13 protein-coding genes are annotated in these 12,574 nt (G+C 51.5%); all 13 read right to left on the bottom strand.

All coding sequences use genetic code 11. The features are described from left to right. Window positions 1-12: 12 nt before the first annotated feature. Complete coding sequence (gene fliN / locus ACZ46I_RS10095; protein ID WP_013505975.1) at window positions 13-1,005, bottom strand: flagellar motor switch protein FliN; 993 nt, start codon at window positions 1,003-1,005, stop codon at window positions 13-15. 41 nt (window positions 1,006-1,046) lie between these two features. Then, entirely contained in the window at window positions 1,047-2,036 is a 990-nt protein-coding gene (gene fliM, locus ACZ46I_RS10090; RefSeq protein WP_013505976.1) for a flagellar motor switch protein FliM, read from the bottom strand. 64 nt (window positions 2,037-2,100) lie between these two features. Then, window positions 2,101-3,180 carry a protein-glutamate methylesterase/protein-glutamine glutaminase gene (locus ACZ46I_RS10085; RefSeq protein WP_013505977.1) on the bottom strand — a complete coding sequence of 360 codons (1,080 nt, stop codon included), beginning with the start codon at window positions 3,178-3,180 and terminating at the stop codon, window positions 2,101-2,103. A gap of 36 nt (window positions 3,181-3,216) precedes the next feature. After that, on the bottom strand, window positions 3,217-3,969 hold the full coding sequence (locus ACZ46I_RS10080) for a sigma-70 family RNA polymerase sigma factor (RefSeq protein ID WP_013505978.1): 753 nt from the start codon (window positions 3,967-3,969) through the stop codon (window positions 3,217-3,219). 33 nt (window positions 3,970-4,002) lie between these two features. Further along, the gene (locus tag ACZ46I_RS10075; RefSeq protein WP_013505979.1) at window positions 4,003-4,407 is read right to left on the bottom strand and encodes a hypothetical protein; all 405 of its coding nucleotides are present in this window, start codon (window positions 4,405-4,407) and stop codon (window positions 4,003-4,005) included. Continuing rightward, window positions 4,404-5,300, bottom strand: coding sequence for a MinD/ParA family protein (locus ACZ46I_RS10070; RefSeq protein WP_013505980.1), 897 nt, complete (start codon window positions 5,298-5,300; stop codon window positions 4,404-4,406). Before ACZ46I_RS10070 ends, ACZ46I_RS10075 begins: the two co-directional genes overlap by 4 nt. Next, entirely contained in the window at window positions 5,297-6,691 is a 1,395-nt protein-coding gene (gene flhF, locus ACZ46I_RS10065; RefSeq protein ID WP_464280702.1) for a flagellar biosynthesis protein FlhF, read from the bottom strand. Before flhF ends, ACZ46I_RS10070 begins: the two co-directional genes overlap by 4 nt. 2 nt (window positions 6,692-6,693) lie before the next feature. After that, the gene (gene flhA, locus ACZ46I_RS10060; protein WP_464280701.1) at window positions 6,694-8,778 is read right to left on the bottom strand and encodes a flagellar biosynthesis protein FlhA; all 2,085 of its coding nucleotides are present in this window, start codon (window positions 8,776-8,778) and stop codon (window positions 6,694-6,696) included. Between the two features lie 110 nt (window positions 8,779-8,888). Next, a complete protein-coding gene (gene flhB, locus ACZ46I_RS10055; protein WP_464280700.1) occupies window positions 8,889-9,953 on the bottom strand; it encodes a flagellar biosynthesis protein FlhB in 1,065 nt (354 codons plus the stop codon). A gap of 28 nt (window positions 9,954-9,981) precedes the next feature. Further along, window positions 9,982-10,776, bottom strand: a complete 795-nt coding sequence (gene fliR / locus ACZ46I_RS10050; RefSeq protein ID WP_013505984.1) for a flagellar biosynthetic protein FliR — start codon at window positions 10,774-10,776, stop codon at window positions 9,982-9,984. 11 nt (window positions 10,777-10,787) lie between these two features. After that, on the bottom strand, window positions 10,788-11,057 hold the full coding sequence (gene fliQ, locus ACZ46I_RS10045) for a flagellar biosynthesis protein FliQ (protein ID WP_013505985.1): 270 nt from the start codon (window positions 11,055-11,057) through the stop codon (window positions 10,788-10,790). Between the two features lie 2 nt (window positions 11,058-11,059). Next, window positions 11,060-11,818 (bottom strand): flagellar type III secretion system pore protein FliP, encoded by a 759-nt coding sequence (gene fliP / locus ACZ46I_RS10040; protein WP_464280699.1) that lies wholly within the window; start codon window positions 11,816-11,818, stop codon window positions 11,060-11,062. Next, window positions 11,802-12,551 carry a flagellar biosynthetic protein FliO gene (gene fliO, locus ACZ46I_RS10035; RefSeq protein WP_464280698.1) on the bottom strand — a complete coding sequence of 250 codons (750 nt, stop codon included), beginning with the start codon at window positions 12,549-12,551 and terminating at the stop codon, window positions 11,802-11,804. The genes fliP and fliO overlap by 17 nt, the downstream gene beginning before the upstream one ends. Between the last annotated feature and the right edge of the window lie 23 nt (window positions 12,552-12,574).

The following is a 12,574-nucleotide window of genomic DNA, read 5'->3' as shown; positions in this document are numbered from 1 at the left end:
CAGTATTCCCCGCTAGCCCCGCAGACTTTCCAGTCGATCACGCTTGCTGAGAATCTCGTTGATGCGCAGGCCGAAATTCGCGTCGATGACCACCACTTCCCCGCGGGCAATGACTTTCTTGTTTACGACAAGTTCCACGGGATCACCCGCTTTTTTATCCAGTTCCACAATAGAGCCGGAGCCCAGTTTCAGCAGGTCTTTCAGGTATATCTTGGTTGAACCGATGCGAATGATAACTGCCAGATCAATATCCAGCAGCATTTCGATGTTCCGCATCTGCTCCTTGTTGAGGCTGGAGGAACCGGCGCCTCCACCACCGCCACCACTGTCAAAACCACCGAAATCAGCTGAACTGTCATCTGCAGCCAGATTCTCCAGGTCCACATCACTGAAGTCAAACAGATCATCACCATCACTGGCGCTTTCCTGCTCGCTAAATGCGGATGAAATTTCTTGGGCCAGAGTCTGGGGTATCAAAAGCTGCAGAGTACCATCCACTTTGCCGGGAGCATTCACACTGATCTCCAGGCGATACAGACTCTCATCCCCGAGTGCGCTGGCAAGTGAGTCCTGGTCAAAGACCGACGAACTCACTGAGGCAAAACGGAACTTTACCCCCTGAGCTGCTTCATTCAGAGGGACAACACAACTGGAAAAGGACGTATTAAGCAGATCACTGTAGGCATCAAGATCATCCTCCTCCATGCTGTCCTTCGCCGTGCCCTCACCCATCATCATGAGATCGACAAAGATACTGGCCATGGAAATCGGTGCCACGAGGAACATGGTTCCAGTGGCTCCCTCTTCAAAGGGAACTCGTGACAGTATCACCTGTGGTTCAGCTCCCAGCGCATCACCACTTACCATGCCTTCACCGGCAACCTGCATCTCCAAAGGATTGTTGATACTGGTACCCATGGACGACGACAGATTACTCACCACAATGCGGGAGAAATCGCTCAGATCAGGCCCATCATCTTCACTGTCTCCAACCATATTAAGCATCGCGTTAATTTCTTCTTGACTCAATCCTTCTGGTGTCATGGCTACACATCTTCTTTCACAATTTTACGGTGGATTTTGAATGCCTTGTTATTGTCGATGATGCCGATTTCGCCGTAATACTTCTTCATATCGCCAACCTGCAGAACCATGGGATCTCGAACCTTGGTGCTTAACGTCAGTATGTCGCCAATTTCAAGGTCAAGAATTTCACGCAGCGTCATGGTGGATTCCCCCAGTACCGCCTGCAGATTCGTCCTGGATTTTGACACGATACTGGTAATCTGCTGAACATTGGCCGTGGCATGCATTTTCTTTGCGCCGATAAGCCAGTCCTGCGAGTCGATTTTCTGCATGATCGGCTCAAGGACAATGGCAGGGATGCAGATATTCATCATACCACTGACATCACCAACTTTAATTTCAAAAACAAGCAGAATAACCACTTCGTTCTGGCTGACAATCTGGATGACATGGGGGCTGGTTTCACGAAGCTCTATCTTGAAGCGGATATTTATGATGGGTTGCCAGACCTCTGCCAGCTCACGCAAAGCGATGGCCAGCACGCCACCGATGACGTTCTGCTCAATATCAGTGATTTCTCGCACTTCATCTATGGGCTCGCCCTGCCCCCCCAGAAGTTTGTCGATAATTGGAAAAACCAGAGACGGGTTGACCTCAAGGACAGCATTGCCATCCAGGGGTAACATGCTGATGATATTGAAGCTGGTGGGGTTGGGAAGGCTCATCAGAAACTCACCATAGGTCATCTGATCGACACTGATGAGGTTCATGTCGGTAATGGAACGCAGGTACCCTGAGAGGCTGGAAGAAAAGTTGCGGGCGAACTTGTCGTGCAGGTTCTTGATAGACCGCATCTGATCTTTGCTGACCCGATCAGGGCGCTTGAAATCATAGAGGGAAACCTTCTTCTTGGTAACCGTAAGGGTTTCTACGGCTGCCTCCGGCTCATCATCGGCACTGACCGATGAGAGCAGCTGGTCTATTTCCTCCTGGGAGAGAATATCAGCCATGGTGTTCTCCCTTCTCCTTCTCTAGAGTGATATACATACTCTTCGACCGTTCTCGATATCTTCATTACCAGTAGGTCTGTATTCGCGCGGCAATGTCCTGGAGATCTGCAATTTCCGTGTAAACACCATGTTCCACGACGGCCCTTGGCATGCCATATACCACGCAGGTTTCAGCGCTCTGGGCGATAACCGATCCACCCATTTCATAGAGCATCCTGAATGCCTGCAACCCGTCATTACCCATTCCCGTCATGATCACCCCAAGAGTCGAGGCGCCAAACTCCTGACACACACTCTGTGCCATAACATCAACACTTGGCTTATGCAAGGTATTGTCAGGCAGGTCAGAAAGCTGAATGCGACCTGCCTTGATTGTCATATGCTTTGCTCCGGGGGCCAGCAGAGCCAGCCCAGGTTGCAACACATCCCCGTGCTGGGCTTCACGTACCTCGATGGCGCACAGTGAATTCAGACGTTTGGCCAGGGGACCGGTAAAGGCAGGTGGCATATGTTGCACAATAACGATGGGCACCGGTGTGGCAGCAGGCAACCTGGTAAGTACCGCCTGGAGCGCTGGGGGACCACCAGTCGAGGTGCCAATGGCGATGATACGTGCCTTTCCTGCGCGTCTTGGGGTCGTTCTTGGCGGCTGTTGAGGAACTGATGCCGGTGGGGGTGCAGGCACCCGTTTTGAAACGCGCTGCTCGGTAAGCGGACGGTGAATGCGGAAACGCTGGGTCGGCTGTTTGCGCGCAAACAGCTTCACTTTATGAATCAGCTCTTTTTCTATCTTCACGATATCGGTGCTGACAAAGCTGGTCTGTTTGGCAATAAAGTCCAGCGCACCCAGATCAAGGGCCTTCAGGGTAGCTTCCGCCCCCTCAGTGGTGAGTGAACTGACCATGATAACCGGAACAGGAGTCCTCTCCATGATCTGCTCCAGAGCTGTCAGGCCATCCATAATCGGCATTTCTATGTCCATGGTCACCAGATCGGGCTGCAAGGCACTGATCTGCTCCAGGGCATCCTGACCATTTTTGGCAGTACCCACCACCTTGATGGCTGGATCTTTCTCCATCATGGTCGTGAGCATTTTTCGCATGAAAGCTGAATCATCAACTACCAGCACTCGGATCTGCTGCATGGAAGTCATCCTTTACCGAAATATTCTCTGCGAGTCCTAGAGGCGCCCCATGGCTTTCTTTAACTTAAAAAGGGCCTGTGAGTGAATCTGAGAAACCCGGGATTCCGTTATCCCCAGCACAGTCCCAATTTCCTTCATGGTCAACTCTTCGTAATAATAGAGGGCCAGCATCTGCTGTTCCTTCTCCGAAAGCAAGCGTATATGTTTTTTTAGAAATTCCTGGTTCTGAGTAATCTCCAGGTGCTCCTCCGGACCAGCGTTTTCGCGATCAGGAATCAGGTCGCTCAGCGTCCCTGATTCGCTGCCATCACGGTCATACATCTGTTCATCCAGACTCAGCATGGTGTACCCACCGGCCTGGGAGATATACTGCTGAACTTCTGCCTCATCAATGCCCAGTTCCGCAGCCAGCTCTCCGTCAGAGACTTCCCTGCCCTCATTGATGCCCAGCTTACTGTAGGCACGATCCAGTGCCTTGTTTTTTTGTCGCAATCCACGGGGCAACCAGTCAAGCTTACGCAGTTCGTCGAGTATCTTGCCACGAATTCGCGATTCAGCATAGGTTTTGAAGAGCACGCCGCGATTCATATCAAATTTATCAATGGCATCAATAAGCCCCAGCGCTCCAATACTGATAAGGTCATCGAGTTCGATATTCGAAGGGAGACCTGCGTGTATGCGTGTAGCTATGTACTTTATCAAAGGAGCGTACTCCTCGATAATCTGGTTACGAATGGCAGGAGTATTTTTGAGTTCTGCCCTGGGGCAAAATTCCTCAAATTTCCTCATCTCGAACACCTCCTGATACCAGCATCACACCAATTAGCCCCTGCTCTCACTGACAGCCTCCTCGTAGGAAGATTCCGCCATGGTGTCTTCATCAAAATCCTGCTGCTCACGCGCATAATCAATATTCAGATCCAATGTGCTCTCATCGTCATCGTGATCCTGAAAGTCACGATGCACGGGAACTTTCTGCGCCATAGGAACTTTCAGCGCATGCTTTTTCAACAGTACACCCTTAAAGTTGAGGTACTCTTCATGCAGCTCTCTGATTAACACCCCCACGATATAGCCAAGCAAAGAAAGTATGATAAGGGATACCGCCGCGACTTTAAAGAAAAAGGAGAATTCCTCTGTCAGCAGCAGAGCGACTCCTGCGACAAGGGAAGTGCCCACCAGACCCATGGCAATGGCAACGCGGGCAGGATCAATCTTGATGTTCACGATCGCCTCCCGCTGAGTATGCGCTCAAAAAAACTGGAGAAAAAACCAGCCTGTGCGGTACTGATAATATTCGTGCTGCCGTCGAAAAGGCGTTGTGCCAGGTTCTGGAAGTTCTTCGAAGCCGGGCTGGCCGGGTACAGGTCGCAGACCAGCTTCTGCTTGCGCACACATTTGCGCAGCATGGCGTCATCACTGACACTGCCGAGATAGGCTATTTCACTTTGAATAAAGCGCTTCAGCATGATGTTCATCTTCATGTGAATCTGCTGCCCTTCGGAAGAGCTCTTCACCATATTCACCAGCAATTTGAGATTCTGCTTCTGATATTTTGTCGTCAAATGCTTGATAACAGCATAGGCATCACTGAATGCCGTGGGCTCAGGTGTTGTCACAATCACAATCTCATGGGCGACCAGCAGAAAATTCAGCACCAGTTCGGATATTCCCGCCCCGGTGTCGATAATGACGATATCAAAGTCATCAAGTTCCTGTGATTGTCCAAGGATACTGAGCATCTGCTGCTCTTCAACGCGCGCCACCTCATCAAGTCCACTGCCCCCGGGAATGACCCACATGCCATTGGGGCCTGGAATGATGACCTCTTTCAGGGTGCAGGTGCCGCGTAGAACATCGCCCATATGGTATTTCGGCGTTATACCCAAGGTAATGTCGAGGTTTGCCAGGCCAATATCCGCATCTATAACCAGAACTTTTTTACCCGTTCCGGCAGCGACAAAGGCAAGGTTTGCTGACGTATTGGTTTTGCCGACACCGCCCTTGCCGCTGGTGACCGCGATAACGCGGGTATTGCGACCTGGGCCTGGCGCTGCCTTGGGTGATGTGAGTTTACTGGTAGCAAGGCTCCGCAATGATGCGGCCTGATCTGTACTCATCGTTTCTCCTCAGCCGGCGTACCGGTCAGCAGCTCAAAAAAAGCATGATTACTGGCAGGTATCAGGTCATTGGGCACATCCTGACCATTGGCGAAGTAGGAGACCGGAAGACCCCGCTTGGCCAGGCAGTTGAATACCCCGCCAAAACTGCTTGATTCATCAAGTTTGGTAATAATTGCCCGGTCAATACCTACCTTTTCAAAGCTCTGCATGATGTCATTGAGATCTGCTTCTTTGGTGGAGGCACTCAGGACAATATGTACTTCCACCTTTATCTTCTCCTCCCTCAGAAAACGCATCAGGTCTTCTATCTGCTGAGTATCGCGGTGGGAGCGGCCCGCCGTATCAACCAGCACCAGGTCTTTATCAAGATTTTTGCGCAGCGCCAGCAGAAGCGACTCGTTCTGGTTGACCACCTCGACCGGTATCTTGATGATATTGGCATAGGTTTTCAGTTGTTCAACTGCCGCGATCCGGTAGGTATCCAGCGTGATAAGCCCTACCGAAACCCCCTGGCGCAGCAGATGATCTGCTGCTATCTTGGCAATGGTAGTCGTCTTCCCAACTCCGGTCGGCCCGATCAGCGCCACGATTTTCGGATGAATACCATCGACCTCAATACCGTCACCCATGGGAACAATGCGCGACACCAACTGCCGCGCATTGCGCATGACCAGCTCAGTGTCGTCAACAGATCCAAGCTTTGCCTTCAGGGCATCAACCATTTTATGGCAGATATACCGGTCCACTCCAGCGCGCAGCAGCATGGTGTAGAGATCATTCAGAGGCTTTTCCTCGAAAACCGGTCTGGCGGAATATTTTTCCGTAGCCAGACTGAGCAGGATACCCTTCAACTCGGCGATCTGCTCTTGCTGCTGACGAAACATCTGATCCGTTGCGTGCTGCTGCAGCATGGACTCACGCAACGCCTTCAATTCCTGCAAAATTGTCTGAATCTGTTCCTGTTGCGGTGTTGTCGTGGTCTTCACTCCTGCCGTGGCGGATCGGCGCCCTGCGCCCGCAGCGTTTTGTCGTGCGGAGGGGATACTCCCACGCCCCTCATCGGAGGTGGCATCCTTGAAGGCACTGAGAATGCGTTGCACATCGGCATCACTGTCAACATCTTCCACTGTGCTCAACGCTCCCCGACTGTTATAGGCTGCATGCAGGTTTTTTGCCATTCCAGCGACAGGTCTCTCCTGCTGCGTGAGTTTCTGGCTTTCAACATCTACGGCAGCCGTCACTTCCATTAGAGGACGTGAAAACATACCAAAGGAGCCCGACTTGCTTATGGTCTTGGTGGAGAGGATCACGGCTTCCGGGCCAAGGTCCTGCTTGATCTTCTCCATGGCCTCTTTCATGTCGAATACTTCGTAGCGTTTTACCTGCATGGTTACTCTCTCTTTTCTTCAAGTCCGACGGTGCCGAGGGCTTCAATATTCACACTGTCAGCAAGTTCGGTATGTGCCAGAATAACAAGCTTGGGCGCATAACGCATCACCAGGCGTTTCAGTGGCGCGCGCACTACGGGGGAAACCATGAGCACCGGCGTAACCCCCTGTTCGCTGATCCGGTCAGCGGTGTGAATGAGATTTACCAGGAAACGCTGTGCCTTGTGGGGCTCCATCACCACCACACGCCCCTGATCGGACTTCTGGATAGACTCGGAGATCATCTGTTCCAGGTGCGGATCGAGTGTCAGAACCCGTATGGTATTGGTTTCATCAGCATACATCTTGGTAATCTGGCGACTGAGTCGCCCGCGCACATAGTCCGTGAGGATATCCGGATCCTTGGTGGCAGCAGCGTAATCACCAAGGGTCTCAAGTATTGTCAGCATATTACGGATGGATATACGTTCACTCAGAAGATTCTGCAGCACATGCTGTACCGCTCCCAGGGGAAGCTGACCCGGAACCAGATCACCCACCACACTGGGATGGGATTTCTGAATATTATCAAGCAGGCTCTGGGTTTCCTGCTTTCCGAGAATATCCTTGGAGTGCTGCTTGATCAGTTCGCCAATATGGGTGGAAATGACCGTACCAGCATCGACAACCGTATAGCCAAGCATCTCTGCTTCATCACTGTAATTATCCGTAACCCACATCGCTTTCAGGCCAAAAGCCGGCTCGACCGTCGGCGTCCCGGGCAGGGTGATATCGTCGCCAACCGGGTTCATGGCAAGAAGCTGACCAGGATAGACATCACCGGAGCCCACCTCAATCCCCTTGACTTTGAAGACATAGTCGTTGGGCTTGAGCTGCAGATTGTCCCGAATGCGAATGGGCGGCACAATAAAGCCTAGCTCCAGTGCAATATTCTTGCGCAGGGACTTGATGCGGTTCAGCAGGTCACCACCCTGGGAACTGTCCACCAAAGGGATGACGCCATATCCCACTTCGAGCTCCAGGGAATCCATCTGGAGGAGCTCTTCCACCTCTTCCTCGTGGGATTTCGGCGCTTCGTCCTGGGCGGCATCACTGTCGGATTCAGACGCACCCAGGCCCTCTTCCAGTATCTTGCCTATCTTCCCTGTTTGAATGAAGTACGCCAGTGTCGCCAGTAAAGCTGCCAGAGTCATAAAGGGGATAAAGGGCATGCCGGGAATAATGCCGAAGATGAAGAGGATCACGCTGGCAACCCAGATGACTTTCGGGCTCACGATAAACTGTTGGGCGATGTCCTCACCAAGGTTTGACTCACTGGCCGCACGGGTCACTACGATACCCACCGCGGTAGAGACAATCAGCGCCGGTATCTGACTCACCAGGCCGTCACCGATGGTCAACAGGGTATAGACCTGGGCCGCCTCGCTGAAGCCCATGCCCCCCTGGGCCATGCCGATGATCAATCCACCCACGATATTGATGATCGTGATAATAATCCCGGCAACGGCGTCACCCTTCACAAACTTGGAAGCACCATCCATGGCGCCATGGAAGTCCGCTTCACGGCGAATATGCTCACGCCGTACTTTTGCTTCCTTGTCGTCAATGAAGCCGGCATTCAGATCGGCATCAATGGCCATCTGTTTACCGGGCATGGCGTCAAGGGTAAAGCGCGCAGCAACTTCAGCCACGCGACTGGCACCATTGGTGATAACCTTAAAGTTAATGATGACAAGAATAATGAAGACAATGATACCGACCACGTAGTTACCACCGACGACAAACTGGCCGAAAGCCTGGATAACCTGACCAGCGGCTGCTTCGCCCTCATGGCCATGCAGCAGGATTGTCCTCGTGGTTGCAACGTTCAGGGAAAGCCGAAAGAGTGTGACAATCAGGAGTACCGAAGGAAATATGGAGAAATCCAGCGGCTCACGAATATAGAGTGAAACCAGGATAACCAGGACACCCAAAGTTATACTGATCGTGAGCAGAATATCCAGCAGCGGAGCTGGAACAGGAAGCACCATTATGGCAATAACCGATAAAATGCCAAAAGCTGCTATTATATCAGGACTTGTAGACATCTTGATCGCTTTGCCGGCAGTGAATCCAGGAGCTTTTGGCGCCAAGTGTTTGCTCCTCACGGGAAGGATATTGAAAGGCTTGGCAAAAGCCTTTATCCGAAAAATAATACCTATATTTTTCCTTTTTGTCTATAAATCTCAGCCAGGATTTCCGCCACCGCCTGGTAGAGTTCATGGGTAATCTCATCGCCTGGTTCAAGGGAGTCGTACAACTGTCGAGCCAGCAGGGGGTCCTGTTGAATGGGAATCTCATGTTCAAGGGCCAGATCCCGTATACGCTGAGCCACCAGTTCCTGTCCTTTTGCAACAAGATAGGGGGCGGCCTTGACCTCAGTATCGTATTTGAGCGCCACCGCCAGGAACAGGGGGTTGGTGATGACGACATCCGACTTGGGCACATCGCCCATCATGCGCTTCATGGCCATCTCCCTCTGCAGGGAGCGTATACGCTGCTTGACTTCGGGATTCCCATCCATCTGCTTGCGTTCTTCCTTTACCTCCTGTTTACTCATCTTGAGTTTTTCATGGTGCTGGTACTTCTGAAAGTAAAAATCCACCGCCGAAACTATCAGCATAATGAGAATAATAGTGATCCAGATCTTAAAAATTATCATGAGCGCTGTGGCAAAGATCTCTATGGGGGGCAGATGCATCATCATTAAAATTGAGCCAAACTCATCCTTGGCAATAAAATACGCCACTGGACCAAAGACCGAGACCTTCAGCAGACTTTTTGTGACCTCTATGAGGTTCTTCAGAGAAAACTTCTGGGCTATTCCCTTGATAGGGTTGAGCTTGGACCATTTTGGCGCAACCGCTTTGCTCGACCACAGCAGACCGATCTGCCCAATATTGATTGCCAGCGCAAAGAGAGTGAGGGCAAGGAAGAGGGGCCAGAGAATATGTAGCATCTGCAGCAGAATGGTAATGCCGAAGGAGGGCATTTCATTAATAGTCGGAAAGGTGTTGCGCGTCAGATCGAGATAATTGCGCATAATGGCAAAAAAACCCTCTAACATGCGCTCGTGGAGAAAATACAAAGTCATGACTCCGGCAAAGAGAACCGCCGTGTCACTCATATCCTTGCTTTTGGCAACGTTCCCCTCTTCCCTGGCTTTCTCAAGCTTTTTCGGGGTCGGTTCCTCGGTTTTCTCCTGATCTGATTCGGGAGGCATGGTTCACCTGTACGTATCCACCAAGGATTTATGCGGCAAATATCCGCAGAATAATAAAGATATTGCGATAAAATTGGGAGAAAATACCCTCCAGCACCACCCGCAATGCCGGAATAACCAGTGCCAGCGTCAGTAGACCAAAAAATATCTGCACCGGCAGACCAACGGTGAGCAGGTTAATCTGGGGCACCATTTTCCCGAGTATGCCGTTAATGGACTGTGAGATGAGAACAACCACAAATACAGGCCCGGTAATCTTGAAGCCAACATAGAATATCGTCGCGGCGAGTTCAATCACCAATTGGGCAAATCCACCCAGGTTCCCGAAGCTGAGCATACCTAAGGGGATGAGGGTGTAACTCTCATACAGCCCCATAAACACATAGTGGTGTCCATTGGCCAGCAGGAAGAGCAGTACCACGAAAATAGTCAGAAACTGACCAATAATGGGAACCTGTATATTGGTCATGGGATCAAGGACGTTGGACATGCTCAGCCCCACCTGAAAACCCATGATCTGACCGGCAAACTGAATGATGCCCAAAATGATCTGACCAGCAAAACCAATGGCCAGGCCAATGAATATCTCCTTGAAGATCACGATCATGAGTTCAAAGATATTCGGCGGAATAACAGCACCATGTGCTGAAACCATGGGAAAGAGCAGGGCGCTGACCAGCAGACTCAGGCCGATTTTCACCTGCATTTTGACCTGTTCTCCGCCGAGAACCGGCATACTTACCACAATGGAGAGGGTGCGAATGAATGAGAGGATAAACGTATTGATTTCCTGCAGATTCAAGAGTGCGGGATCAAAGGGCATGAAAGATCACCCTACCCGATCGCCTGGGGCATATTGGTGATGAGGTTGATGGTGAAAGCGGTCAGTTTCGCGATCATCCAGGGCAGAAAATACATAAGCCCTAAAACGACAATCACAATTTTCGGGATAAAGGTAAGTGTCATTTCCTGTACGGAAGTTGCCGCCTGCACAATGGAAATAGCCACCCCTACAATCAGGCCGAGAACCAGCATGGGCGACGCGATCATCAGCGCGAGAATCAGGGAGTTGACCAGCAGTTCCGTGACAAATTCCGGCGACATGGCTAGCGCTCCACAAAGCTGCGCAGCAAGCTGGACATCACCAGATTCCAGCCATCCACGAGGACAAAGAGAATGACCTTGAAGGGCATACTGATCATGGCTGGCGGCAGCATCATCATCCCCATGCTCATCAGGGTGCTGGCCACCACCATATCAATGATCAGAAAGGGAATAAAGATCATGAAACCCATCTGAAACGCCGTCTTCAGCTCACTGATGACGAATGCGGGTACCAGGGTAAAAAATGACACGTCCTCTTTGGTCGCGGGACGCTCATCACCACTGAAGTGCACAAAGAGTGCCAGATCCTTTTCTCGGGTGTGCTTGAGCATGAATTCCGACAGGGGCCTGGCCGCGTTATCCAGTGCTTCCTGAGTACCGATCTCCTGATTCAGGTAGGGCTGCAGGGCCACGTCGTTAATCTGTTGGAAAGTCGGCATCATGATGTAAAAGGTGAGAAAAAGCGCCAGACTCACCAGCACCTGGTTTGGTGGCGACTGCATCGTGCCCATGGCCTGACGCAGAAAGCTCAGCACGATGAGAATGCGCACAAATGACGTCATCAGCACCAGAATAGAGGGCGCCAGTGTCAGTATGGTGAGCAGAAATAGAACCTGCAGCGTTACCGCCACATTGGAGGGATCACTGGAAGATTCAACGCCGAAAGTAATGACGGGAAGCGGAATCTGCTCCTGGGCAAAAACACCCTGGGCCAGGCCAAGAAGCCCCAGAAGAGCCAGACCCTTAAGGATTTTTTTCATCACGTTGCTCACTCCGCAGATTATCCATTCGGCTCCGTATGCTGTGGGTCAGGCCACTGACATTGTTGCGGGTCACCGCACGCTTGAGATAAGATGAAAAGTTCGCATGCACTTTCTTGTCATGAAGGCGTATCCGGCTCAGGGTCTTCTCGTTTTCTATGGTTTTCATAAAGCACAGACCATCGTCCCACTCCCCAATCAACAGGGTCTCCTCGAAAACCTCAACCACAACCAAGTTTTTCTTGTTGCCAATGGGAGTACGGGAAATCACCCGGATATCGCTGGTCTCCAGCAGTACCTGTTTCCCTGAGAGTCGCCGCATGAACCAGACGACAACGGCAAAGAGCACCAGCACCACCAGAAGCGAAACGATCATGGTGTAGGCGCCCTCGAAGAGGTCTATATCCTCCATGGTCTGCAGGGTTTCACCAGGGACATAGTCACTGATGCCACCACCCGGGGGGGAAAAATGCAGTTCAAGTCCATGGCCCGACTCCCGCGGAGCAACGCGGAAATATACCTGATCCAGCTCCTGGCGCAGCTCCACCTGCACGGTGGCCTCATCTTTTACCGATGCCAGCTTCAACGTATGGAAATAGCTGTCCTCCACCTGGTAACGCACAGGCAACTCAGAGCTCACCCCAAGGCCACTCAACGTAAGCACCAGAACCTTGCCCGTCTTATCCTGGTGCAGGCGATAATCGGCAACGGGCGCGTCGGTTGAAACGATCACCCGCGAAATACCATTCTTGCGAT

It is taken from the genome of Desulfurispirillum alkaliphilum, assembly GCF_055378285.1.
The sequence above is the reverse complement of the archived record's forward strand: the minus strand, read 5'-3'. Positions and strand labels throughout refer to the sequence as shown.

Excerpts from the sequence above, each read along its gene's own strand:
- ACZ46I_RS10070 (WP_013505980.1), bottom strand. The coding sequence starts at position 5,300 with ATGAGTACAGATCAGGCCGCATCATTGCGGAGCCTTGCTACCAGTAAA.
- flhB (WP_464280700.1), bottom strand. The coding sequence starts at position 9,953 with ATGCCTCCCGAATCAGATCAGGAGAAAACCGAGGAACCGACCCCGAAA.
- ACZ46I_RS10080 (WP_013505978.1), bottom strand. The coding sequence starts at position 3,969 with ATGAGGAAATTTGAGGAATTTTGCCCCAGGGCAGAACTCAAAAATACT.
- fliR (WP_013505984.1), bottom strand. The coding sequence starts at position 10,776 with ATGCCCTTTGATCCCGCACTCTTGAATCTGCAGGAAATCAATACGTTT.
- flhA (WP_464280701.1), bottom strand. The coding sequence starts at position 8,778 with ATGTCTACAAGTCCTGATATAATAGCAGCTTTTGGCATTTTATCGGTT.
- fliP (WP_464280699.1), bottom strand. The coding sequence starts at position 11,818 with ATGAAAAAAATCCTTAAGGGTCTGGCTCTTCTGGGGCTTCTTGGCCTG.
- ACZ46I_RS10085 (WP_013505977.1), bottom strand. The coding sequence starts at position 3,180 with ATGCAGCAGATCCGAGTGCTGGTAGTTGATGATTCAGCTTTCATGCGA.
- fliQ (WP_013505985.1), bottom strand. The coding sequence starts at position 11,057 with ATGTCGCCGGAATTTGTCACGGAACTGCTGGTCAACTCCCTGATTCTC.
- fliM (WP_013505976.1), bottom strand. The coding sequence starts at position 2,036 with ATGGCTGATATTCTCTCCCAGGAGGAAATAGACCAGCTGCTCTCATCG.
- flhF (WP_464280702.1), bottom strand. The coding sequence starts at position 6,691 with ATGCAGGTAAAACGCTACGAAGTATTCGACATGAAAGAGGCCATGGAG.
- fliN (WP_013505975.1), bottom strand. The coding sequence starts at position 1,005 with ATGCTTAATATGGTTGGAGACAGTGAAGATGATGGGCCTGATCTGAGC.